General features: G+C 70.6%; 18 protein-coding genes, 2 pseudogenes and 1 riboswitch. Of the genes and pseudogenes, 15 read left to right on the forward strand and 5 right to left on the reverse strand.

The features are described from left to right. Positions 1-11 precede the first annotated feature (11 nt). Positions 12-1,139: a Wadjet anti-phage system protein JetD domain-containing protein gene (locus BLW84_RS15060; protein WP_245761165.1), complete on the forward strand. Its 1,128-nt coding sequence runs from the start codon at positions 12-14 to the stop codon at positions 1,137-1,139. Between the two features lie 341 nt (positions 1,140-1,480). Next, positions 1,481-1,573: pseudogene (locus BLW84_RS49055) on the forward strand (CGNR zinc finger domain-containing protein); the annotation flags it as partial. Positions 1,574-2,203: 630 nt separating this feature from the next. Here BLW84_RS49055 and BLW84_RS15070 read toward each other — a convergent pair. After that, the gene (locus BLW84_RS15070; RefSeq protein WP_342743151.1) at positions 2,204-2,458 is read right to left on the reverse strand and encodes a response regulator transcription factor; all 255 of its coding nucleotides are present in this window, start codon (positions 2,456-2,458) and stop codon (positions 2,204-2,206) included. A gap of 307 nt (positions 2,459-2,765) precedes the next feature. Here BLW84_RS15070 and BLW84_RS15075 point away from each other — a divergent pair, with 307 nt between their 5' ends. Further along, positions 2,766-3,623: a spermidine synthase gene (locus tag BLW84_RS15075; protein ID WP_093266054.1), complete on the forward strand. Its 858-nt coding sequence runs from the start codon at positions 2,766-2,768 to the stop codon at positions 3,621-3,623. Between the two features lie 169 nt (positions 3,624-3,792). Continuing rightward, a complete protein-coding gene (lat, locus tag BLW84_RS15080) occupies positions 3,793-5,160 on the forward strand; it encodes an L-lysine 6-transaminase (RefSeq protein WP_093266056.1) in 1,368 nt (455 codons plus the stop codon). A 219-nt stretch (positions 5,161-5,379) separates the two neighbouring features. Here lat and BLW84_RS15085 read toward each other — a convergent pair whose 3' ends face one another. Both BLW84_RS15085 and BLW84_RS15090 read right to left on the reverse strand, forming a co-directional pair. Beyond that, positions 5,380-5,976 carry a response regulator transcription factor gene (locus tag BLW84_RS15085; protein ID WP_093265861.1) on the reverse strand — a complete coding sequence of 199 codons (597 nt, stop codon included), beginning with the start codon at positions 5,974-5,976 and terminating at the stop codon, positions 5,380-5,382. Further along, complete coding sequence (locus tag BLW84_RS15090) at positions 5,973-7,166, reverse strand: sensor histidine kinase (protein WP_245761155.1); 1,194 nt, start codon at positions 7,164-7,166, stop codon at positions 5,973-5,975. Before BLW84_RS15090 ends, BLW84_RS15085 begins: the two co-directional genes overlap by 4 nt. A gap of 140 nt (positions 7,167-7,306) precedes the next feature. On the opposite strand from BLW84_RS15090, the gene BLW84_RS15095 reads away from it, so the two are divergent. Then, the gene (locus BLW84_RS15095) at positions 7,307-8,200 is read left to right on the forward strand and encodes an ABC transporter ATP-binding protein (RefSeq protein ID WP_093265862.1); all 894 of its coding nucleotides are present in this window, start codon (positions 7,307-7,309) and stop codon (positions 8,198-8,200) included. Beyond that, positions 8,197-8,916: an ABC transporter permease gene (locus tag BLW84_RS15100; protein WP_093265864.1), complete on the forward strand. Its 720-nt coding sequence runs from the start codon at positions 8,197-8,199 to the stop codon at positions 8,914-8,916. The genes BLW84_RS15095 and BLW84_RS15100 overlap by 4 nt, the downstream gene beginning before the upstream one ends. 60 nt (positions 8,917-8,976) lie before the next feature. Here the strand turns inward: BLW84_RS15100 and BLW84_RS15105 are convergent, their stop codons facing one another. Then, positions 8,977-10,551 (reverse strand): dolichyl-phosphate-mannose--protein mannosyltransferase, encoded by a 1,575-nt coding sequence (locus BLW84_RS15105; protein ID WP_093265865.1) that lies wholly within the window; start codon positions 10,549-10,551, stop codon positions 8,977-8,979. An 83-nt stretch (positions 10,552-10,634) separates the two neighbouring features. Here BLW84_RS15105 and rsmI point away from each other — a divergent pair, with 83 nt between their 5' ends. Further along, positions 10,635-11,471, forward strand: coding sequence for a 16S rRNA (cytidine(1402)-2'-O)-methyltransferase (gene rsmI / locus BLW84_RS15110; RefSeq protein WP_093265867.1), 837 nt, complete (start codon positions 10,635-10,637; stop codon positions 11,469-11,471). Positions 11,472-11,519: 48 nt separating this feature from the next. After that, entirely contained in the window at positions 11,520-12,089 is a 570-nt protein-coding gene (locus tag BLW84_RS15115; protein WP_245761156.1) for a cysteine hydrolase family protein, read from the forward strand. An 88-nt stretch (positions 12,090-12,177) separates the two neighbouring features. On the opposite strand, the gene BLW84_RS15120 is transcribed toward BLW84_RS15115, so the two are convergent. Further along, positions 12,178-13,446, reverse strand: a complete 1,269-nt coding sequence (locus BLW84_RS15120) for an aminodeoxychorismate synthase component I (RefSeq protein ID WP_093265868.1) — start codon at positions 13,444-13,446, stop codon at positions 12,178-12,180. A 312-nt stretch (positions 13,447-13,758) separates the two neighbouring features. On the opposite strand from BLW84_RS15120, the pseudogene BLW84_RS15125 reads away from it, so the two are divergent. The 7 genes and pseudogenes from BLW84_RS15125 (at position 13,759) to rsmA (ending at position 22,398) form a co-directional block, all read left to right on the forward strand. Then, a pseudogene (locus BLW84_RS15125) lies at positions 13,759-14,678 on the forward strand (DUF4185 domain-containing protein). 196 nt (positions 14,679-14,874) lie between these two features. Next, the gene (locus BLW84_RS15130) at positions 14,875-15,726 is read left to right on the forward strand and encodes an esterase/lipase family protein (RefSeq protein ID WP_093266060.1); all 852 of its coding nucleotides are present in this window, start codon (positions 14,875-14,877) and stop codon (positions 15,724-15,726) included. A gap of 314 nt (positions 15,727-16,040) precedes the next feature. Further along, positions 16,041-17,834, forward strand: coding sequence for a methionine--tRNA ligase (gene metG, locus BLW84_RS15135; protein WP_093265870.1), 1,794 nt, complete (start codon positions 16,041-16,043; stop codon positions 17,832-17,834). A 118-nt stretch (positions 17,835-17,952) separates the two neighbouring features. Then, positions 17,953-18,792 carry a TatD family hydrolase gene (locus tag BLW84_RS15140; protein ID WP_093265871.1) on the forward strand — a complete coding sequence of 280 codons (840 nt, stop codon included), beginning with the start codon at positions 17,953-17,955 and terminating at the stop codon, positions 18,790-18,792. A 180-nt stretch (positions 18,793-18,972) separates the two neighbouring features. Continuing rightward, positions 18,973-19,326: a transglycosylase family protein gene (locus BLW84_RS15145; protein WP_093265873.1), complete on the forward strand. Its 354-nt coding sequence runs from the start codon at positions 18,973-18,975 to the stop codon at positions 19,324-19,326. Between the two features lie 585 nt (positions 19,327-19,911). Continuing rightward, complete coding sequence (locus BLW84_RS15150) at positions 19,912-21,408, forward strand: resuscitation-promoting factor (RefSeq protein ID WP_093265875.1); 1,497 nt, start codon at positions 19,912-19,914, stop codon at positions 21,406-21,408. Between the two features lie 120 nt (positions 21,409-21,528). Then, positions 21,529-22,398 carry a 16S rRNA (adenine(1518)-N(6)/adenine(1519)-N(6))-dimethyltransferase RsmA gene (gene rsmA, locus BLW84_RS15155; RefSeq protein WP_177226482.1) on the forward strand — a complete coding sequence of 290 codons (870 nt, stop codon included), beginning with the start codon at positions 21,529-21,531 and terminating at the stop codon, positions 22,396-22,398. A 175-nt stretch (positions 22,399-22,573) separates the two neighbouring features. After that, positions 22,574-22,661, forward strand: a riboswitch (SAM riboswitch). Positions 22,662-22,698: the final 37 nt, after the last annotated feature.

Genomic DNA, 22,698 nt, shown 5'->3' on the forward strand with positions numbered 1-22,698 from the left:
CCGGTGATGTGATGGGCAAGCTGCGCCGACGATGGGACCGCGGCGAGTTCCTGTCCCAGCTCGCCAGGGGAGCCCGGTGGGAACCGTTGGCAATCGGGTTGCGGGGACCGACGGCGAAGGACACGTCTGCACATCTGGATCACGCACGTGCGTGGGTCGAGCAATGGCATCGTGCCCGGCATCTCCGTGTCGAGATGCGAACGGTCGGCGGCCGGGTCGCCGGCACGAACGAGATCCCCGGCCGGGTCTGGGTCGACTCGTACGAACAGCTGTGGGCCGCTCTCGGCGTGGAGCCGGATGTGCAGACCTTCGTGGCTCTGCTGGACGCGACGCGGCTCAGCGCCCCGGACCTCGCCGACTGGATGTCCGCCAAGCCGATGGAAGTGCTCAGGCACAAAGGCGAATGGGCCAGGCTGGTCGACACCGTGCTGTGGATCGAGGCGTACGCACGTCCTGACATGTATCTCCGGCAGATCGACGTGCCCGGCGTCGACACCAAGTTCATCGAGCGGTATCGCACCATTCTGGCGGCATTGCTGGACTGCCGGCTCGGAGAGCATCGAGTCGACCGCACCAGGTCGCCCTCGGACTTCGCCGGCCGGTACCTCTTCCGGAAGAAGCCGGCCTACGTCCGGTTCCGCCACTTGTCCGACGGTCCCGGATTCAGCGAACTTGCCGTCCGGGTGACCGAACTGGCCGATATGCCGCCCACCGCGCGCACCGTGTTCGTCGTCGAGAACGAAACGACCTACCTGGCTTTCCCGCCCGTCGAGAACGCCATCGTGATCTTCGGTGAGGGATACGCGGCATCACGGCTGCAACCCCTGCAGTGGCTGGCCGACAGGAATCTCGTCTACTGGGGCGACATCGACACCCACGGCTTTGCGATCCTGAACAAGGTGCGCCGTACGTTCGAGGGTGCGCGATCCATGCTCATGGATCGCGCGACGCTTCTTGCGCACGAGGGCCAGTGGGTCGACGAGCCCAGCCCCACCAGCGATCACCTCGAGGCGCTCCTCCCGGACGAGGCAAGCCTCTACACCGATCTCGTGGAGGGCGTCCTGGGTAGCTCTGTGCGGCTGGAACAAGAACGCATCGCGTACTCCGTCATCCAGCAGGCCACCCGGCAACATCACTGATCGGGGGCCGCTGAGCAGCAGCAACCCGCAGAACGACACTGCGTAGGCGTTGTTCACCAGCGCCAGCTCGGCCTGGTCGAGCCCCAGCTCGCGCTGGATCGCGGGCAGCAGCACCGAGATCAGCGTCATCGCCGCGATGAGGGTGATCTGCACGGTGCCGAACACGGCGAAGGACACCCCCGGGGCGCCGCTGCCAGAGCGGGAGGCGGGCTGTCGCGGGTGCGGCGATGGCCTGCTGCACCAGGTTCTCCTTCGTGATCGGGGAGGCCGAAGGCTCCTGGCGCCGGGTAAAGATGTGCTCGGCGCCCGACTGCCGCATCGTGTTCTAAGACGGCGCCAAGGCGCGCAACAGCAGGTGGTGCGCCACGGCGGGCTGCGGGAACCGCATGAAGACCCGCACCTACCGCGCCCGCCGCCGCGCCGACGGCGCTTGAGGCCTTCTTGCTGGAGAACTCGTTTTGCGTGGCGGTGCAGGTGGCGGAACCTCAGGAGTCTTCTCGCTGTGGGATCCCCGACATCATGAATGACCAATTCACCACGTCGGGGCTGTCCTCGCGAGAAGACCCCTGAGAACCCGCGGCGGTGCGAGTTGCGAGGGTGGGCTAAGCGGCTGCGCCGCTTCAAGACGACAATCCGCCCACCGCACGTCACCGCATCCGAGACGGTCTCTTGATCTGTCACTCGTCGTGCAGTCACTGGACGAGCGTGCGGGTCACCTCGTCGGTTCGCTCCAGCGTCGCCAACGATGTTCCGCCGAACTTCAGAATCCGAGGTTGTGCGCGCACTCGCACCGGGGGTGTGCACCACGGCGGCCGCGCCGACGAGGGGTCACCGGATTTCCGGAACGCGGCCGATCGAAGTGCGATCAGGATTCACTGCGGCCGCGCCACTGCGGCCTGAATTCAACGTAGGGTCGCCGCGGCACCGTGTCCCTGCGGTATTCCGCAGGAGTCGGCGAATCTCCCGCGACGGTGCCAGGGAATGCGACGAACCCGCCACTCGGCGTCGGGTGGCGGGTTCGGTTGCGGTGAACGGCGATGAGCCGGGATTGCGTTACGCGCAGTTCACCGCGGGTCCGAATCTCGCTCCGAAAGCCGGGTCAACGCGTCGGGCAGCTGCACCCGGCGCGATATTCCCAGCTTGCGGTAGATATTTGTGATGTGGAATTCGACGGTTCGTTGTGTTACCCGCATCTCGCCGGCGATCTCGCGGTTCGACCTGCCGTTGACGACCGATTCGGCGATACGCATTTCATGAGCGGTGAGTATGATGGGACTACCCTTTCCTGTGGAATCCCCGCGAGTTGGCCGTCGTGCAATCTACCGCGCCGCGCGGAAAGGAATCCATTGCCGTCGCCACGCGTACCCGAACGGAGCAGCTGGCTTTAACGGCATTGCTTCCTGGGGCGTGTTTCCCGTGTGCATCCGGCTGAATAAATTCGACCGCGGGGCTTATCGAGAATGTGCTGGACGGTTCCGATATATGTGGCGCACATTACCGTCGCCATTTTCGTGTCCGCGCCTCGCCGGACCGCATCCCGGGCTCGATGGCGCCGGGCTTCGTCGCGGCGGGGCTAGGATCGAGGTGCTGCTTCCGGCCGGCGGGTTCAGCCGAGGGGAGGCTTCCGTGGGGACGCGCGAACGGGTTGAGGCGGCTGTCCGGTTCGGTGTCGCCGAGCTGATCCCCGATCGCCTCCGGGCCGGCGGGTGGACCGTTTCCGTCGACGGCGTCTCCCAGTCCTATGTGGATCTCGAAGATCCGGCCCACCTGAAGATGCCCTACACGGACTGGATCGCCCAGGCGATCGACCGGCACTGGCCACCGAGCGACGCCGTGTCGGCGCTGTTCGTGGGCGGTGGTGGTTTCGCGTTGCCCCGTTACCTCGCCGTGACGCGGCCCGGCTCGGAGCAGCTCGTGTTCGAGCTCGACGGGAAGCTGGTCGAGCTGGTGCGCGAGCACCTCGGGCTCGACGAGGTGCCTGGCCTGGAAGTCCAGGTGCAGGACGGCCGGGCCGGCGTCGAGGATGCGCTGGACGAGAGCGCCGACCTCGTCGTGCTGGACGCTTTCCAAGGCGGGGATGTCGTCACCGGGCTGGCCACCGTCGAGTTCTTCGCCGAGGTCTCCCGGGTGCTGCGGCCCGGCGGGTTGTTCGCGGCGAACCTGTGGGATGCCGCCGAACTCGGTTTCGCCCTGCGCGCGATCGCCGCGGCCTGCGAGGTGTTCCCGCACGTGCTGGTCTTCGCCCACCCCCGCGTGCTGGCACGGCGTCAGTCCGGCAACGTCGTCCTCGTCGCTTCGACGCGCGGCCTCCCGGCGGCGGAACTGGCCGACTGGGCGGTCTCGGCGTCGGAGCGGGTCTACTGCCTGACGCCGGAGCGGCTGGCCGCCGTGTGCGGAACCGCCGCACCGCTGACCGAGGCCGATCCGCTGCTCGACCCCGTGCCGCCCGTTCGCGGCTGGTGGTCCGGCTCCCGCCTCGCCTGACCGTTCACCGCCCAGCAGCAGCACTCACCCCCGCATGCCGCAGCGAAAGAAAATCTTTCTCCATAGCGCAGTCTTTGCTGAAGGATGTTGCTTCTCTACGGATTCCTGATGTAATTCTTCTTGACACGTGATGCTCGACACCGCACCACACGGCGCCGGGAGGCCGAACATGACCGCTCAGCACAAGACCGTTCGCGACGTCGTACCGACCGAAGTCCCGAGCCCGCGAGACGCGGCGGCAGACGTCGTCGCGGCGCTGAAGGCGCATGTCACCGGCGACCTGATGGACATCGTCGTGGACCTCGACGCCGGCGACGGCTGCCGGCTCCGCGACGCCCGCGACGGCACCGAGTACCTCGACATGACGATGTTCTTCAGCTCCGCGCCGCTCGGGCACGGCCACCCCGGCCTGCGCACGTCCGAGTTCGAGGCGGACCTGGTGCGCGTCGGGCGGATCAAGCCGTCCAACCCGGACTTCGCCACCGCCGAGCAGGCCCGCTTCGCCGAGACCTTCCGCCGCGTGGTCGGCGTCCCCGAGCTGCCGCTGCTGTTCTTCATCGACGGCGGCACCCTCGCGGTGGAGAACGCGCTGAAGGTCGCCTTCGACTGGAAGACCAAGGTCAACGCGCGCAACGGAATCGCGGTGCGCGGCAGCCGCGTGCTGCACCTGGAGCGGGCCTTCCACGGCCGCAGCGGCTACACGCTCTCGCTGACCAACACCGACCCGTCGAAGATCCGCGACTACCCGATGTTCGACTGGCCGCGCATCCCCAGTCCCGCGATCGAGCCGGGCGAGCGGTGGGACAGCGCCGAGCTGCTGCCGGAGGAGACGATCGCGCTCGACGCCGCCCGCGCCGCGCTGCGCCGCTACGGCAACGAGATCGCGTGCTTCGTCTACGAGCCGATCCAGGGCGAGGGCGGCGACCGGCACCTGCGGCCGCAGTTCCTGCAGGCGGTGCAGGAACTCTGCCAGGAGCACGACGTCCTCACCGTCGCCGACGAGGTGCAGACCGGCGCGCTGACCGGGCGGGCCTGGGCGCACGAGGCGCTCGGACTGGAGCCGGACCTGGTCGCCTTCGGCAAGCGCCTGCAGGTGTGCGGGGTGATGGGCGGGCGCCGCGTGCTGGAGGTCGCCGACAACGCCTTCCGCGAGGCCAGCCGGATCAGCTCCACCTGGGGCGGTTCGCTGGTCGACATGGTCCGCGCGACCAGGATCCTGGAGGTCGTCGAGCGCGAGGGCCTGTTCGAGCACAGCAGGCAGATGGGCGAGCTGCTGCTTGGCGAGCTCCGCGACCTGGCGGCGGAATTCCCGTCGGTGATCCGCGATCCGCGCGGCCGCGGCCTGATGTGCGCGATCACCTTCCGCGACCCGGCCAAGCGCGACCGCGCACTGGCGATCGCCCGCGACAGCTACCGCACGCTGTTCCTGCCGTCGGGCCCGGACGCGCTGCGCTGCCGTCCGCCGCTCTCGGTCCGGCCGGAGGAGATCGTCGACGCGGTGGCCGCGCTTCGCAAGACCCTGGCCGATCTGGCCTGAGGGGGCGGGACCCGCGCGTGGTCGTTCCAGCCCGGAGCGACCACGCGCGGCTTCATTCACTTCAGGCGCCGCCGTTTTCGCGCGAAACCGTCACCACCCACCCGTGCCGGATGGCGATTTCGCGCGAAAGCGCCATCGCTCACGCGTGCCGGATGGCGATTTCGCGCGAAAGCGCCGCCCACTCCTCACGTCGCGGGCCGTTCTCGCGCGAAAGCGGCGTCAGATCCAGCCTTCTTCCCAGGCGCGGCGGGCCGCTTCGTGCCGGGTTTCGACGCCGAGCTTGGTCATCGCCGCCGACAGGTAGTTGCGGACCGTGCCGGGCGCCAGGTGCACCGCCGCCGCGATGGTGGCGATCGTGCCGCCCTGCAGGGTGTGCCCGAGCAGTTCGAGTTCCCGGTCGGTGAGCGGGCAGGCGTCGCCGGTCAGCGCGCTGGCCGCGATCTCCGGGTCGATGTAGCGGGCGCCGCCGTGCACGTCGCGCAGGATCACGGCCAGCCGGGACGCGGGCGTGGTCTTGGGCACGAAGCCGCGGATGCCCGCGGCGAGCGCCCGCTTCAGCACCCCGGGGCGGGCGTGCCGGGTGACCAGCACGATCGGCAGCCGGCCGGCGAGGCGCTGCGCGGCCTGCACGCCGTCGAGCTCCGGCATCTCCAGGTCGAAGACCGCGATGTCCGGCGCGTGCTCGCGGACCGCCCGGAGCGCTTCCGCCCCGTTGCTGCACTGGGCGACCACTTCCAGGTCCGGCTCCAGGTCGAGCAGCGCGGCGAGCGCACCCCGGATCAGGTCCTCGTCGTCGGCCAGCACCACTCGGATCACGGAGTCCTCCCGGGTTCGTCGGCGGAACCGCGCAGCTCGAACCGGTCCGCCACCCGGTTCGCGTCGACCCGCCCGCCCAGTGTGCCGAACCGCTGGCGCAGCCCGTCGATGCCGGACCCGGCGTCGCCGTTCGGCGGGTTCGGGCGGTCACTGCTCAGCACGACCTGCGTGTGCGGGCCGTCGACGGCGATGACGAGTTCGCAGTTCTCGGCGCGCGAATGCCGGAGGATGTTGGTGGTGCCTTCGCGCACCAGCGCGCCGAAAAGCGGTTGCAGCGGCGGCGGAACCATCGCCGCGTCACCGCGCACCGTGGTCCGGACGCCGGCGGCCTCCAGGATTTCGCGCGCGTTGTCGAGTTCGGTGATCAGGTTGCTGCGCCGGTAGCCCTGCACGACCTCGCGGGTGTCCTTCAGCGCGGTCCGCGCGAGCTCGGCCACCTCGGCGGCCTGGGTGCGCACCCGGTCGTCGTCGACGCCGACCAGGCGCTCGGCCAGCTCCGCTTTCAACGCGATCGCCTGCAGGTGGTGGCCCTGGATGTCGTGCAGATCGGCGGCGAACCGGAGGCGTTCCTTGGCGACGGCGAGCTCGGCGCTGACGGCGCGGGCCCGGTCCAGCTCCAGCACGATGTCCCAGAACCAGGCGGCGACCAGGACCAGCGCGATCAGCGCGGCCACGGTGAACGCGACGGTGAAGCCGGTGATGACGGCGAGCATCGGATGCGGCAGTCGCGGCAGGGCCGCGAGCCCGGCGACCGTGCTGATCAGCAACACGGATCCGATCACGAGCCGCCAGCGGATCCGGTACGGGCTGGCCGCGATCTGCATCGCGGCCAGCCCGCTGACCAGCACCGACCAGGCCATCCCGCCGCCGTCCTGGCTCAGCGCGTACGCCATGGCCGCGAGGGCGAGCGCGAAGATCACGCCGTGCGGGACCGGGCGCGAGACGCCCTTGCCGAGGCCGCGCATCAGGCCGATCGACAGGATCGTGCCGTCCACCGCGATCACGACCAGGACCAGCGCCAGGACGACGATCTCCGGCGTTCCGTAGAAGCCGTCCCGCGCGCCTACCACGAGGTTGAACACCGGGAAGAGCGCGTACATCGGCATCACCGGCACGAGCGACCACCAGGTGTAGCGGCGCAGTCGCACGATGCGACGCGGGTCGAACTGGGTGGGGTCGGGTTCGCTCACCGGTCCAGCATCCTGCATCCGTCCCGCCCCGCTCGCCGATTCCGGCATGACATCAGTCATCAATTTCCCTGACAGGCCGCGCAATCGCGGCTGACGGAACGCTCTACCGGCGCGAATGCGATCCGGCGAGCCTTGACGGCATGACGACACCAGTGATCAGCGTCAACGGACTGCGTTGCCGCTACGGCGATTTCGAGGCGGTCCGCGGGGTCGACTTCGACGTGCACGCCGGTGAGCTGTTCGCGCTGCTCGGCACCAACGGGGCGGGCAAGACGACGACGCTGGAGACCATCGAGGGGCACCGGGCGCCCACCGGGGGCGCGGTGCGGGTCTTCGGCCAGGACCCCCGGCGGGATCGCTCGGTGCGCCGCCGGATCGGGATCATGTTGCAGGAGGGCGGTTTCGCCGGCGATCTGACGGTCCTCGAAACTGCCCGGCTCGGCGCCGCCCTGACGTCCCGCAAGTCCGATGTGGACGAATCGCTGGCGGCGGTCGGGCTGGCGGCCCGGCGCGAGACGCGGGTGAAGCAGCTCTCCGGCGGCGAGCGGCGCCGGCTGGACCTCGCGCTCGCCCTGCTCGGCGATCCGGACCTGCTGTTCCTGGACGAGCCGACCACCGGCATGGACCCGGAATCCCGCCGCGCCACCTGGGAAATGGTGCGCGCCCGACTCGCGCGGGGCACCACGGTGCTGCTGACCACGCACTACCTGGAAGAGGCCGAACGGCTGGCGCACCGGCTGGCGATCATGCACCAGGGCCACATCGCGGTGTCCGGCAGGCTGGTCGACGTGCTGGCCTCCCAGCAGGCGCGGATCAGCTTCGACCCCGGTGACCGCGTCGAGCTCCCGTCGCTGGCCGGGACGGTGACGTGGACGGGCACCCGCGTGGAGATCCGGACCCCGGCCCTGCAGCGCGACCTGCACGCGCTGCTGTCCTGGGCCGACGGACGCCTCGATCTCGCGGGCCTGCGCGCGCACCAGGCGTCGCTCGAAGACATCTTCCAATCCGTCCGCCAGGAGGTGGCCGTCCCATGAGCACAGCCGTGCTCGCGTTGAGCAGCGCCGAGTGGAAGCTGCTGATGCGCAACAAGACCGTGGCGCTCAGCGCGACGCTGATGCCGCTGCTGCTCGGCCTGCTCCTGGGCACCAGCGTGCCCGGCAGCGCCGACCTGCGGGTCTGGTCCGCGACGCTGACCACGCAGCTGCTGGCGGTGCAGGGGCTCACCGTCTACTTCACGGTGACCACCGCGCTGACCAGCCGCCGCGAGGACCTGTACCTGAAGCGGCTGCGCAGCAGCGAGCAGTCGGCCGCGACGATCCTGACCGGCCTGCTGAGCCCGGTGGTCCTGCTCGGGTTCGGCCAGATGGTCGTGCTGTTCGGGATCTCGGTGGGCCTGGGCGCGCCGCTGCCGGCGAGCCCGGTCGCGCTGGTGCTCGCGATGATCCCGGGAGTCGCGCTCGCCGTCGCGGCGGGGGCGGCGACGAGCGGCCGGACGTCCACCGCGGAGCAGGCGCAGATCACCACGATGCCGTGGCTGATCGTGCTGCTCGGCAGCGCGTTGTGGGCGTCGATGAGCGGCTCGCCGGCCGCGGTGCTGCTGCCGGGCGGAGCCATCGGCGACCTGGTGCACCGCGCGATGTCCGGGGTGGACCTGCTCGGCGGGCTTCCGGCGCTCGGCGTGCTGGTGGCCTGGATCGCGCTGCTGGGCCTGCTGGCCCGAGCCTGGTTCCGCTGGGAACCGCGCGCCTGATCCTGCCTGCGCTGGTCACGGGCCCGTGAGTGCGCTGGGCAACGCGCTCGCGGCCCGTGATCAGCGCCAGGAGGGGAGCCAGAGCTCGGCCTGCCAATGCTCCTGGGTGATCGGCTCGCCGTTGAGGATCGGCCACAGCCACACGAAGTTCGCCACCACGAGCCCCACGTACAGCGACACCGCGAGCAGCCCCGTCTGGCGCCGCTCCAGGTGGTCGCGCGCCGTGCCGAGGACCTCGCCCAGCACCAGCACGATGCCCAGCACCAGGAACGGCGCCAGCGGAGTCGCGTAGAAGAAGTACATCTGCCGGTCCAGGTTGGTGAACCACGGCAGGAAGCCCGCGCCGTAGCCGACCAGGACCGCGGCGTAGCGCCAGTCCATCCTGCTGGTCGCCCGCCAGACCGCCCAGCCTGCGACGGGCAGCGCCAGCCACCACATCGCCGGCGTGCCGATCAGCATCGTCGCCCCGATGCAGTTGGACCGGCCGCAGCCCGAGATCCCCGACTCGTAGTAGTAGAGCATCGGGCGCATGCCCATCGGCCACGCCCACGGCTTCGACTCCCACGGGTGCGGGTTCTTCGGCGTGACCAGGTGGGTGTGGAAGTCCAGCACGTTGAGCTGGTAGTACAGCAGCGACCGCAGCGCGTCGGGCAGCGATCCGAAGCCGACGTCGTCGGCGGTGATCACGGCGTGCCGGTCCGTCGCCGTCTCGCTGGCGAACCAGCCCGCCCAGGTCGCGAAGTAGACCAGCAGCGGGATCGCTACCAGCGACCACAGCGCCGGGGCGGTGTCGCGCACCAGCGCCGCCCGCCACGGCCGCCGGACTCCCGCCGCGCGCCGCGCCAGCGCATCCCAGATCACGCTGAGCAGGCCGAACGCCATGATGTAGTAGATGGCGTTCCACTTCACGCCGCAGGCCAGCCCGAGCATCAGCCCGGTGCCGAAGCGCCACCAGCGGAACCCCAGCCGCGGGCCCCAGCCGCTCGCGTCCAGCCGGCCCTCGACGCACACCTGCCACATCCGGCTGCGCACCTGGTCGCGGTCGACCAGCAGGCAGGCGAACGCGGCGAGCAGGAACATGGCCTGGAACACGTCGAGCATCCCGACCCGGGACTGCACGTGGCTGAGCCCGTCGCAGATCAGCAGCACGCCGGCCACCGCGCCGAGCAGGGTGGACCGGGTCATGCGGCGCGCGATGCGCACGACGAGCAGCACCATCACCGTGCCGCAGAGCGCGGCCATGATCCGCCAGCCCCACGGGTTGTAGCCGAGCAGCCATTCGCCGATCGCGATCAGCTGCTTGCCGACCGGCGGATGCGCGACCAGCTCGTAGCCGGGGTTGTCCTCGTAGCCGCCGTTGCGCAGCATCTGCCACGCCTGCGGCACGTAGTGCTTCTCGTCGAAGACCGGGGTGCCCTCGTTGGTGGCGCGCCCGAGGTCCCACAGCCGCACGAGCGCCGCGACGGCCGTGACCGCGATCGTGACCAGCCAGCCGCGCAGCCGGTCGGTTGGCATCGTCACGTCGAGCAGCGGACGTGGATCGGTCTCGCCCGGCTGCCGGGCCGGTGGCCTGCGGCCGACGTTGACGAGTTCGTCGGCGCTGCGGCCACCGGGATTGGGGACGAGGACGCTCACAGCCCCCGATCGTAGGAGACCAGCCGCGAAGTCGGTGGCCCACCGCCCCGGGCGGCGTGCCCGCGGAAATACGCTGTGCGGTTATGGACTCCGGCACGCTCCTGCTCGCCGCCACCCCGCTCGGCGATTCCCGCGACGCCTCGGCGCGCCTCGTCGACGCACTCGGCTCGGCCGACGTCATCGCCGCGGAAGACACCAGGCGGGTGCGCGCGCTCGCCAGCGCGCTGGGCGTCACGCCCGGCGGCAAGGTGGTCAGCTACTACGAGGGCGTGGAAGCGGCGCGGGCGCCGATGCTGCTGGACGCCCTGCGCGAGGGCCGCACGGTGCTGCTGGTCACCGACGCCGGGATGCCCAGCGTGTCCGACCCCGGATACCGGCTGGTGGCGGCCTGCGTCGCCGAACAGCTGCCGGTGACCTGCCTGCCGGGGCCGTCCGCGGTGACCACCGCGCTCGCGGTGTCCGGGCTGCCCTCGGACCGGTTCTGCTTCGAGGGGTTCCCGCCCCGCAAGCAGGGCGAACGCCGCCGCTGGCTCGGGCGGCTGCTCGCCGAGGAACGCACCTGCGTGTTCTTCGAGGCGCCGCACCGGCTCGCCGACACCCTGGCCGACGCCGTCGAGGTGCTCGGCGGCTCGCGACGAGCAGCGGTCTGCCGCGAGCTGACCAAGACCTATGAGGAGATCCGCCGCGACAGCCTCGCGGAGCTCGCCACCTGGGCCGCCGAAGGCGTGCGCGGCGAGATCACGGTGGTGCTCGGCGGAGCCGAGCCACCGGCGGCCACCGACCCGGCGGAGCTGGTGGCGCAGGTGGAGGAGCGCGCCGCCGAAGGCGTGCGGCTGAAGGACGCGGTAGCGGAGGTCGCGGAGCTCGCGGGCGTGCGGAAGAAGGAGCTGTACGACGCGGTCCTCGCTGCCCGGCGATAGAAGCCCGGCCGGGTTCCAGGGCAAGATCGAATGATGCGATGTGCGGTATTGGGCCTGCATTGGCAGGTCAACGTGATCGAGCCCGAGGGATTCTTCGGCGGGATGCTCGCCGAACCGGTGTCGCGCAGCGGCGTGGTCGAGCGCGCCGCGCGGTTCCACCGGGCGGCCCGCGAGGCCGGGGCCGAGCTGGTGTTCACCCGGTTCACGGTGCCCGTCGGGGAGGGCGGGCTGGTGCGCAACACGGCCTTCATGCGCGCCGTCGGCGATGCGCAGGAGGCGTTCCGGCCGGACGCGCCGGGCTCCGGGCTGATCGCGGAGATGTCGGACGCGGGCGGCCGGGTGGTGGACAACCAGCGGCTCTCCGGCCTGGCGGGCAACGACCTCGTGCCGTGGCTGCGCGAACAGGGCATCGACTCCCTGCTGATCACCGGCGTGGCCACGAACCTGACGGTCGAGCAGACGGCCCGGCACGGCACGGACCTCGGCTTCACCGTGCACGTGGTGCGCGACTGCGTGGCGGCGGCCGATGAAGCGGTGCACGCCGCGTCCCTGGCGAACCTCGACCTGGCATCGGCGGGCTGCCGCACCGCCGATGAAGCCCTGGCCCTGCTCGGCTGACACCCGCTGTCGGTATGCGCGCCGTTTTCGCGCGAAAACGGCGTTCGCCACGCCTGCCAGGTGACGGTTTCGCGCGAAACCGCTGGGGCTAGCGGTCCAGCAGGGAGAGGACCGGGGCGGCCTTGGTGAGCACTTCCTGCCATTCCCGGTCCGGGTCGGAGTCCGCGGTGATCCCGCCGCCGACGCCCAGGTGCAGCACGCCGTCGGCGAATTCCAGGGTGCGGATGGCGACGTTGAGCTCCATGCCCGCGACCGGCGAGACCATGCCGACCGCGCCGCAGTAGACGTCGCGCGGCTGCGACTCCAGCTCCGCGATCAGCTCCAGCGCCCGCGCCTTCGGCGCGCCGGTCACGGACGCGGGCGGGAACGTCGCCGACAGCAGCGCCGAGTTCGGCAGCTCCGCGGGGATTTCCGCCCGCACGTCCGACACCAGGTGCCACACGCCGGGATGCGGCTGCACGTCCAGCAGCCGGGGCACCGCCACGCGCCCGACCTCGGCGACCCGCCCGAGGTCGTTGCGCGCCATGTCCACGATCATCACGTTCTCCGCGACGTCCTTGGCGGACGCTCGGAGCAGCTCGGCGTTGCGGTCGTCCTGCGGCCCCCGCCGCGGCAGCGTGCCCTTGATCGGGCTGGAGTGCACCACCCGGCCGTGCCGGGCCAGGAAAAGCTCGGGCGAGAACGATGCGACCGCGCCCCACGACCCGGCCACGTATGCCGCCCGCGCGGGCTGCATCCGCGCGCTGCCGACGGCGAACACCTCCAGCGGATCGCCCCGGAACGGCACCGCGAACCGGCTGCAGATGTTCGCCTGGAAGATCTCGCCTCCGGCGATCTCCTCCACGCATCCGCGCACGGCTTTGCCGTGCTGGTCGGCGTCCGGTCTGCCGACCGGCCCCGCCTCCCAGGAGGCCTGCGGCGGATCGCCTGCGGCGACCGCCTCGGCGAGCTCCGCGACCAGGCCCGGTTCTGCGGCGCCGAGCGCCTCGAACCACCACTGCCCGTCCGGGTCGAGCCGCAGCACGTGATCGGCCCAGCCCCACGCGGCGAGGGGCAGCCGGCGGGGTTCGGCGTGCCGGCCCGGGTCGGTGAGGCCGTAGCCGAGGTAGCCGATCCAGCCGCCGCCGACCGGGCCGGGTCCGGCCCGGCCGGCCGGTGCGTCGGCGGTGGTGAAGGCCCGTTCCGGCGCGGTGGCGTCGATCCGCACGGACGGGGCGAGGACGGCGGAGCCGCCGAACCAGTCGCCGGTCAGCGCGGCCGGTGGCGGCAGCCCGCGGCGGCGCGCGCGAGCAGCGAGGCGCCGCAGCACCTGGGCTGCGCTCGCCTCGCCGTCAATCGGACGGGTGAAGACCGGCACGCCGACAGTATGACCTCGCACCGAGCCCGGACCACAGCCCCGGCTACCGCTGTTTTCGCTGGTCAATCAGGCGGGTTGCGGCTCGGGGAGTGGCCGGGGTCATGTCCCGGCCAGGATCTCGGGCCACCGGGCGGCGCCGCGAGATCACGGCGGCTACCTGCGCAAACGCCATTTTCGCGACGTGGCCGCAGTGCGTACCGTGGCCGCATGGTGCGTGTGATCGGTGCGACCAGGCTCACGAGGATCACCGGCGAGGACTCCTGCAACCGCACGGCCAGCCGGTTCGGCATCCACGCGACGGACCTCGGGATCATGTGGGACGACGGCCGGGGCGGCGTGCTCGCGGCGTTCGGCGACACCTACGGCGATGGGTGGGGCGGCCACGGCGCGGGCCCCAAGAGCGCCGACTGGCGGTACAACGTGATCGCGCGGTCCACCAACACCGACCTGGACGCGGGCCTGAAGTTCGACTCGGTCCTGTCACGCGAGGACGGCATGGCCGGGCAGGCGCTGCCCGGCGACCGGACCGGCACGCGCGAGCACACCGTGATCCCGACCGCGGGGATCGCCATCGGCGGCCGCAACTACCTGCACTACATGTCCGTGCGGCGGTGGGGGATGCCGGGTGTGTGGCACACGAACTACGGCGCGCTCGCGTACTCCGACGACGGCGGGCGACGTGGACGAAGTCGGAGACGGCGGTCTGGCGGAACTCGCGGCAGCCCTGGCTGAGCCGGTTCCGGCGCCGCGACCCCGGCGGTCACCCGTTCCAGATGATCGGCTTCGCCGGCGTCCTGGACGGCCGCGCGCACCTGCTCGGCACCCCGAGCGGCCGGTTCGGCGCCGGGCACCTCGCCCGCGTCGGAGCCGACGACCTGCTCGAACCGGCGGCCTACGAGTACTGGACCGGCAGCGGCTGGGGCGACGACCCGCTCGCCGCCGCGCCCGTGCTGCCCGCGCCGGTCGCCGAGCTGTCGGTGCAGTTCAACCGGCACTTCGACCGGTGGTTCGCGGTGCACCTCGACGAGCAGCGCGCGGCGATCGTGCTGCGCACGGCGCCGGAGCTCACCGGGCCGTGGAGCGGCGGCGAGGTCGTGGTGTCCGGCGCCGACTGCCCGGGGCTCTACGGCGGCTTCCTGCACCCGTGGGCGGCGGACCGGCCGGCGATCTACTTCACCCTGACCCAGTGGGGCCCGTACAACGTCGACTTCTTCCGCGCCGACCTCGCCTGACCAGCCGCGGCATCGAGCAGCGCAGAACCCGTGCGCACTTCTTGTCGTGGTAGCAGCACAAAGTGCGCACGGGCCTTGAAAGCCGCGCGTGGTCTTGCCTGCTGGGCCGTCGGGATGATGTTGCGGTCGGCCGCGTCACTTCCTGGTTCCGAGCCCGTTGTGCATCGAGAAGCCGCACGACGAGGCGAGGTTGAAGATGCGGATCAGAGGTGTCCTGGCTGCTCTCACGGCCCTGCTCGCCGTCACCGCGGCGGCGACGCCCGCGACGGCCCAACCCGACGCGGCCGCCGCGCCGTCCGGCGTGAACGACTGGAGCTGCCAACCGAGCGCCGAGCACCCGACGCCGGTGGTCCTGGTGCACGGCCTCGGCGGCGCCGCCACCACGAACTGGGCGTACCTGGGGCCGGTGCTGGCCGGCCAGGGCTACTGCGCCTTCGCCCTGACCTACGGCCTCCCGCCCGGGGTGCCGCCGCTCACCGGCGGATTCGCGCCGATGGAGGAGAGCGCGCCCGAGCTCGCCGGCTTCGTCGACCGGGTGCTGGCCGCCACCGGCGCCGAGAAGGTCGACCTGGTCGGCCACTCCGAGGGCACCGTGATGCCGCAGTACTACCTGAAGTTCCTGGGCGGTGCCGAGAACGTGCAGCGCTACGTCGCGATCACCCCGCTCTACGACGGCACCACGCTGCAGAACACCTCGGAGCTGCTGGACCGGCTGGCCGAGGAGCTGCCGGTCGTCGGCCAGGTCCCGGACGAGCTGTGCGGTTCCTGCCGCCAGCTGTTCAAGGACTCCGAGTTCATGGCGAAGCTCAACGCGGACGGCGCCGCGGTGCCCGGCATCGAATACACGACGATCATGACCAAGTACGACCAGCTGGTCACCCCGTACACCAGCGGCCACCTGGACGCGCCGAACGCGACCAATATCGTGCTCCAGGACGTCTGCCCGCAGGACTTCTCCGAGCACGTCGCGGTGGCGTTCAACCCGCACGTCGGGCGCATGGTGCTCAACGCCCTCGACCCGGCAGGCGCCCAGCCCGTGCGGTGCTGATCCCGGTCGTCGGCGGCCGCTCACGACTAGAGGTTTGATGTTGAGTGCGGAAGGGTGGGTGTTGTTTTTGAAGCGGCGCAGCCGCTTAGCCCACCTACGCAACCGGCACCGCCGCGGGTTCTCAGACGTCGTCTGGCGAGGACAGCCCCGACTCGTCGTATGGACATACGTGTGTCGGGGATCCCACAGCCAGGCGGCGTCTGTAACTCCCGCAGGGGGCCGCCACTCGCACCGCCACGCAAAGCGAGTTCTCAGACAAGCTCTAACGAGAACCGGTTCGAGGTCACGGCCCCTCGAACCGTAGGCTAAGCACCATGAGTGCCTCTGTGTTGACCGCTGTGGCCTGGCCCTATGCGAACGGTCCACGGCACATCGGCCACGTCTCCGGTTTCGGTGTGCCCTCGGACGTCTTCTCTCGCTACCAGCGAATGGCCGGCAACCGGGTGCTCATGGTGTCCGGCACCGACGAGCACGGCACGCCGATCTCGGTGCAGGCCGAGAACGAGGGGCTGACCACCCGCCAGCTCGCCGACAAGTACAACCGGGTGATCGCCGAGGACCTGCAGGGCCTCGGCCTGTCCTACGACCTGTTCACCCGCACCACCACGGGCAACCACTACGAGGTCGTCCAGCAGATCTTCCTCGCGCTGTACCGCAACGGCTACGTGCTGCCGAAGACCACCACCGGCGCGATCAGCCCGTCCACCGGCCGCACGCTGCCCGACCGCTACATCGAGGGCACCTGCCCCATCTGCGGTTACGACGGCGCGCGCGGCGACCAGTGCGACAACTGCGGCAACCAGCTCGACCCGGCCGACCTGATCAACCCGGTGTCCCGGATCAACGGCGAGAAGCCGGAGTTCGTCGAGACCGAGCACCTGTTCCTGGACCTGCCCGCGTTCACCGAGTCGCTGGGCAAGTGGCTGTCCACGCGCACCGGCTGGCGGCCCAACGTCCTCAAGTTCGCCCAGAACCTGGTCGACGACATGCGGCCCCGGGCGATCAGCCGGGACCTGGACTGGGGTGTGCCGATCCCGCTGGACGGTTGGCGCGACCAGCCGATGAAGCGGTTCTACGTCTGGTTCGACGCGGTGATCGGCTACCTGTCGGCCAGCGTCGAGTGGGCCCGCCGGACCGGTGACGCGGACGCCTGGAAGCAGTGGTGGACCGACCCGGCCGCCCAGGGCTACTACTTCATGGGCAAGGACAACATCACCTTCCACGCCCAGATCTGGCCGACGCTGCTGATGGGCCACAACGGCCAGGGCGACCGCGGCGGCGAGGTCGGCCCGTACGGCGAGCTGAACCTGCCGGACGAGATCGTCTCCAGCGAGTTCCTCACCATGAGCGGGTCGAAGTTCTCCACCTCCCGCGGCACGGTGATCTACGTGCGGGACTTCCTGCGCGAGTTCGGCCCGGACACCCTGCGGTACTTCATCTCGGTCGCCGGGCCGGAGAACCAGGACACCGACTTCACCTGGGACGAGTTCGTCCGGCGCACCAACTTCGAGCTGGCCAACGAGTGGGGCAACCTGGTCAACCGGTCCGTCTCGATGGCCGTGAAGAACAACGGCGCGGTGCCCGCGCCGACCGCGCCCCAGGCCGCCGACGAGGAGCTGAAGGCGTTGTCCCGCAACGCCTTCGACACCGTCGGCGGACACCTGCAGCGGTCCCGGTTCAAGGCCGCCTCGCAGGAGGCCATGCGGGTCGTGTCGGCGGCGAACAAGTACCTGTCCGACCAGGAGCCGTGGAAGCTCAAGGACGATCCGGACCGGCGGGACGCCGTGCTGCACACGGCGCTGCAGGTGGTTTCCGACGCCAACACGCTGCTCACCCCGTTCCTGCCGCACTCGGCGCAGAAGGTGCACGAGCTGCTCGGCGGCACCGGGGTCTGGTCGGCCCAGCCGGAGATCCGCGAGGTGACCGACCTGGACGACCCGAGCATCGAGTACCCGGTGCTGATGGGCGACTACGCCGGCGAGCAGGCGGCGTGGCGGTCCACCGAGATCGAGGTCGGCCGGCCGCTGCAGAAGCCGACGCCGCTGTTCGCCAAGCTGGACCCGAAGCTCGGCGAGACCGGCCCGGAGTGGGCCCCGATCGAAAGCTGACGACCCGAGGCGAGGGGCACCCGTGAAACCCGCGGGTGCCCCTCACCCTCGTTGGACCACAGTTTCAATTGAAACTGCGGTCGACCCACCCGAGTGCTGCCTGCGTTGGAGAGGTGCGATGAGCAAGCGGGACCGGAAGCGGGAGCTGCCGCCGGTGCCGGAGGCGCTGCCCGCGCCCGCGGTGGACGCGCACACCCACCTGGACGCCTGCGGCGCGAAGACGCCCGACGAGGTGCGCGCCATGGTGGACCGCGCGCAGGGCGCCGGGGTCGGCCGGGTAGTGACCGTCGCCGACGACATCGCCTCCGCCGAGTGGGCAGTCGAAGCGTCCACTTGGGACGACCGGGTGTTCGCGGCGGTGGCGCTGCACCCCACCCGCACGAAGGACTTCGACGACGCCGACCGGCAGGTGCTGGAGCGGCTCGTCGAGCACCCCCGGGTGGTCGCGGTCGGCGAGACCGGGCTCGACTACTACTGGGACTACTCGCCGCCGGAGCCGCAGCAGGAGGCCTTCCGCTGGCACATCGACCTGGCCAAGCGCGCCGGCAAGCCGTTGATGATCCACGACCGCGAGGCGCACCAGGACATCCTGCGGATCCTGGCCGAGGAGGGCGCCCCCGAAACAGTGGTGTTCCACTGCTTCTCCGGCGACGCCGAGTTCGCCCGGTCCTGCGTGGACGCGGGCTACGTTCTGTCCTTCGCCGGGACGGCGACCTTCCGCAACGCCAACGCCAAGCCGCTCCGGGAGGCCGCGCAGCTGGTGCCGCTGGACCAGTTCGTGGTGGAGACCGACGCGCCGTTCCTGACCCCGCACCCGTTCCGCGGACGCCCGAACGAGCCGTACTGCGTCAATTACACCCTTCAGGATCTTGCGGAACTCCGTGGCATGACGCTTGAAGAACTCGTGGTAGCGACCACCGCCACGGCCGAGCGAGTATTTCGGTTCGATCAGGCGTAACCCCACCCGCACTCTTTTCACTCGCAGTTCTTTGATATCGGGCGCCGAATCGCGCCCGCTTGCAGTCCGCGACGCCGTCCTTACCGTCCACTTCGGAAGCCGGGATGGGGGCCGACACCCCGCAATTCCGCCCGCTGGGCGGAGAACCTCCTGCCCGGAGGCACGGCAGTCAGGATTGCGATGAAGTTCGGTTTGTTCGCGAAGGCGACGGTAGTGGCGAGCATCGTGGTCTGCGGTGTGGCGCCGATGGCGGCGGCGTCTCCGAGTGCGCCGCCCGCGCAGGCGAGCGTCTGGGACCGGCTCGCGAAGTGCGAGGCCGGCGGCAACTGGGCGGCCAACACGGGCAACGGCTACTACGGCGGCCTGCAGTTCAACCGCAGGACTTGGGCCGCCCACGGCGGCGACCGCTTCCACCGGTACCCGCACCGGGCATCGCGGGAGCAGCAGATCGTCATCGCGGAGGCGCTGCGCGCTGCGCGCGGCGGCTTCGGCGCCTGGCCCGCGTGCGCGCGGAAGCTGGGCTTGCCGCGATGAGGTGATCAACTCGCCGTGGGGGCGCTGGTCCCTCGGGTGAGGGGAGGGAGGGCCCGGCCCGAGCGCGTTGAGTGCTCGGGCCGGGTTCCGTTCCGGCCCGGAAATCGTGGCGCCGATCATGGAAACCGCAGGTGTCGGGGACGTGTGATATGTCACCAGGGAGCCAGGTCGCCCAGCTAACGGGCCGCCGTCGGTACCCCCGAATGGACCAAATGCGGGCGATCTCGCTTACTGATCGTGCTCGGTTGCTCGGCAACCCGGCGTAATGCAGATCACATACCCGATCGGGGTCCTTGGCTGCCTCCATTGATCACGCTAGAGTCTCGGCCTCGTAACCGATGACAACCAGTCATGGGGAACGCCCGTAAGTCTCGCCGGTGTACGTCGGGGAAGCGGGCCGTGGGCAACGGAGCTCTCGGTCGGCAGGACGGCGCTTGGCTGCGGGAGTCGGATACAGACACGAAGCACGAAGGTTGTGTGCACGCGAGGAGCGAGGGAGTTGAGCGACGACATGGGTCTCGCCCGGCGCCGCCTCCGCTCCGCATCACGCGAGCGCGACTTCCGCCTTCGGGAGGTAACGACCCTGTGAACGGACGCGGCGAGCCCAGCTACCCCGGCCATGCCTACCGGTCGGACGACGGCTACTGGGCCGAATCCTTCGAGCCTACGACGGACTGGTTCACCCCGGTCCAGGCCGAGCAGCACACCGCAGTGGGACTCCTGGATCGCCCGGAGCCGCAGCGGTACCCGGCCGAGGACCACCCGAGCTTCCCGCCGGGCGCGCTCAAGATCACCCCGGCGGACATCTACGAGGTTCTCGGCCCGGACGCCGAGGACATGCTCGCCACCGCCGAGATCGACGTCGACGAGGTCATCCGGCTGATCAACGCCGAGACCACGGTGCTGCCGCCGCTGGTCATCCCGGACGCGTTGCCGGAGGCGGAGGAGGACGACACCCCGCCGCAGGAGGTCGTCGAGGCGATCACCACCTGGAAGCGGCGCTTCCTCAAGGGCGCGGTGGCCGGCGTGCTGCTCACCCTCACCGGCACCGGCGGCGCGGCAGCCGCGATGGACAAGTCGGTGACCGTCGAGGTCGACGGGCACGAGCGCACCGTCAGCACCTACGAGGGCACCGTCGCCGACGTGCTCGAGGACGAGGGCATCACCGTCGGCCAGCACGACGCCCTCAGCCCCTCGCCGCAGGCCAAGGTCAGCCACGGCGACACCATCACCCTCGACCGCGGGCGGCTGCTGAAGCTGACCGTCGACGGCGAGCAGCGCGAGGAATGGGTCCGCTCGGTCACGGTGGACCAGGCGCTGCGCCAGCTCGGCGTGCAGGCGGACGGGGCGTGGGTCTCCGCCGACCGCACCACGGCCGTGCCCGAGCAGGGCATGGACCTGGTCGTCAAGACCAGCAAGAACATCACCGTCTTCGACGGTGGCAACGAGGCGCGGCAGCTGACCACGACCGCCGTCGACATCGACGAGCTGGTCAAGGAGCAGAAGCTCGAACTCGGCCCCGAGGACACGATCACGCCCGGCGGCGACCAGAAGCTGGTCACCGGCGCGGAGATCCGCATCGACCGCACCGGCAGCACGGTCATCAACGTGACGATGCCGGTCGCGCCCCCGGTGCAGGAGATCGTCGACAACACGATGTTCAAGGGCGAGGAGCGGGTCGAATTCCCCGGCGTGCCCGGCGAGAAGATCGTGTTCACCCGGGTCACCACGCGCAACGGCGAGGAGACCGGCCGGGCAGCAGTCGGCGAGAAGATCACCAAGGAAGCGCAGCCCAAGGTCGTGCGCATCGGCGGCAAGCAGCCGCCGAGCAGCGGCGTCTGGGACAAGCTGGCGCAGTGCGAGGCCGGCGGCAACTGGGCGATCAACACCGGCAACGGCTACTACGGCGGCCTGCAGTTCAACAAGTCCACCTGGGACGCCTACGGCGGCGACCAGTACGCGCCGTACCCGCACCAGGCCAGCCGCGAGCAGCAGATCTCGGTCGCGGAGAAGGTCCGAGCGGCTCGAGGCGGCGGTTACGGCGCCTGGCCGGGCTGCTCCTCCAAGTTGGGCCTCAGCTGAGCATTTCCTCGTTGTCCCGAAGGGCACCTCTCGCCGGATGATCCGGTGGCAGGTGCCCTTCGTGGTTCTGCTGGTCGGGGTGCGGGGACGGTGGCTTCGGGGCGCGGGTAGTTTTTCTGTGTGGACGACCAGCAGGCGAGTCTGCTCGGCCCGGCCGACGTGCGCCGGTTGGCCGAGGAGCTCGACATCCGCCCGACGAAGAAGCTCGGCCAGAACTTCGTGCACGACCCGAACACGGTGCGCCGCATCGTGACCTCGGCGTCGGTCACGGCCGACGACGTCGTTCTGGAGGTCGGCCCCGGCCTGGGCTCCCTGACGCTCGCCCTGCTCCCGGCCGCCGGCGCCGTGACGGCCGTCGAGATCGATCCGGTGCTCGCGGCGCGGCTGCCGCGCACCGCCGCCGAGTTCGCCCCCGCGCTGGCCGATCGGCTCACCGTGATCGAGGCCGACGCCCTGCGGGTGAGCGCCGCGGACTTCCCGGCGCCGCCGACCGCGCTGGTCGCGAACCTGCCGTACAACGTCGCCGTGCCGGTGGTGCTGCACCTGCTGGCCGAATTGCCGAGCCTGCGGCACGGCCTGGTCATGGTGCAGTCCGAGGTCGCCGACCGGATGGCCGCCAAGCCGGGCAGCCGGGTCTACGGCGTGCCCAGCGCCAAGGCCGCATGGTACGCCGACGTGCGCCGCGCGGGTCCGGTGCCGCGCAAGGTGTTCTGGCCGGTGCCCAATGTGGACTCCGGACTGGTGTCGTTCGAGCGCGTCGAACCGCCGTCGACCGCGCCGCGCGCGGAGGTCTTCCGGGTGGTGGACGCGGCGTTCGCCCAGCGGCGCAAGACGCTGCGCGCCGCGCTGTCCGGCTGGGCCGGGTCCGCGGCGCGCGCGGAGGCCGTTCTCCGGGCCGCCGGGGTGGATCCGTCGATTCGCGGCGAGCAGTTGGAGATCGCCGACTTCGCGCGCATCGCGGAGGCCGCGGCTACCGAGAGCGGCCGCTGAACCACCCGTCCGGGCGCTTGCCAACCGAGGTTGATCCACTACTCGGAGTCACCGAGAACGCCTGCGGTACCAGGAAAATTCCCGCTCGTCCGGGTGTGTGATTTGGCAGACGATTTCGGAAAGTGACGACTATCAACTTGCGCTGGAATCCGCCAGTAGGTTCTACTATTCGGGAAATCCATCCCGAGCGGCCGAGAGACCTGGCTCCGCGACGCCGCAGCAACCACCCGACGGGCAGGTGCTAACGCCAGGACCGATGGAGTTGTTGTGGATTCCAACGCGCTGTTAGCCAGCCCGCCT

The sequence above is a fragment of the Saccharopolyspora shandongensis genome (assembly GCF_900106995.1).
Classification (GTDB): domain Bacteria; phylum Actinomycetota; class Actinomycetes; order Mycobacteriales; family Pseudonocardiaceae; genus Saccharopolyspora; species Saccharopolyspora shandongensis.

Excerpts from the sequence above, each read along its gene's own strand:
- BLW84_RS15060 (WP_245761165.1), top strand. The coding sequence starts at position 12 with ATGGGCAAGCTGCGCCGACGATGGGACCGCGGCGAGTTCCTGTCCCAG.
- lat (WP_093266056.1), top strand. The coding sequence starts at position 3,793 with ATGACCGCTCAGCACAAGACCGTTCGCGACGTCGTACCGACCGAAGTC.
- BLW84_RS15095 (WP_093265862.1), top strand. The coding sequence starts at position 7,307 with ATGACGACACCAGTGATCAGCGTCAACGGACTGCGTTGCCGCTACGGC.
- BLW84_RS15100 (WP_093265864.1), top strand. The coding sequence starts at position 8,197 with ATGAGCACAGCCGTGCTCGCGTTGAGCAGCGCCGAGTGGAAGCTGCTG.
- rsmI (WP_093265867.1), top strand. The coding sequence starts at position 10,635 with ATGGACTCCGGCACGCTCCTGCTCGCCGCCACCCCGCTCGGCGATTCC.
- BLW84_RS15130 (WP_093266060.1), top strand. The coding sequence starts at position 14,875 with ATGCGGATCAGAGGTGTCCTGGCTGCTCTCACGGCCCTGCTCGCCGTC.
- metG (WP_093265870.1), top strand. The coding sequence starts at position 16,041 with ATGAGTGCCTCTGTGTTGACCGCTGTGGCCTGGCCCTATGCGAACGGT.
- BLW84_RS15140 (WP_093265871.1), top strand. The coding sequence starts at position 17,953 with ATGAGCAAGCGGGACCGGAAGCGGGAGCTGCCGCCGGTGCCGGAGGCG.
- BLW84_RS15145 (WP_093265873.1), top strand. The coding sequence starts at position 18,973 with ATGAAGTTCGGTTTGTTCGCGAAGGCGACGGTAGTGGCGAGCATCGTG.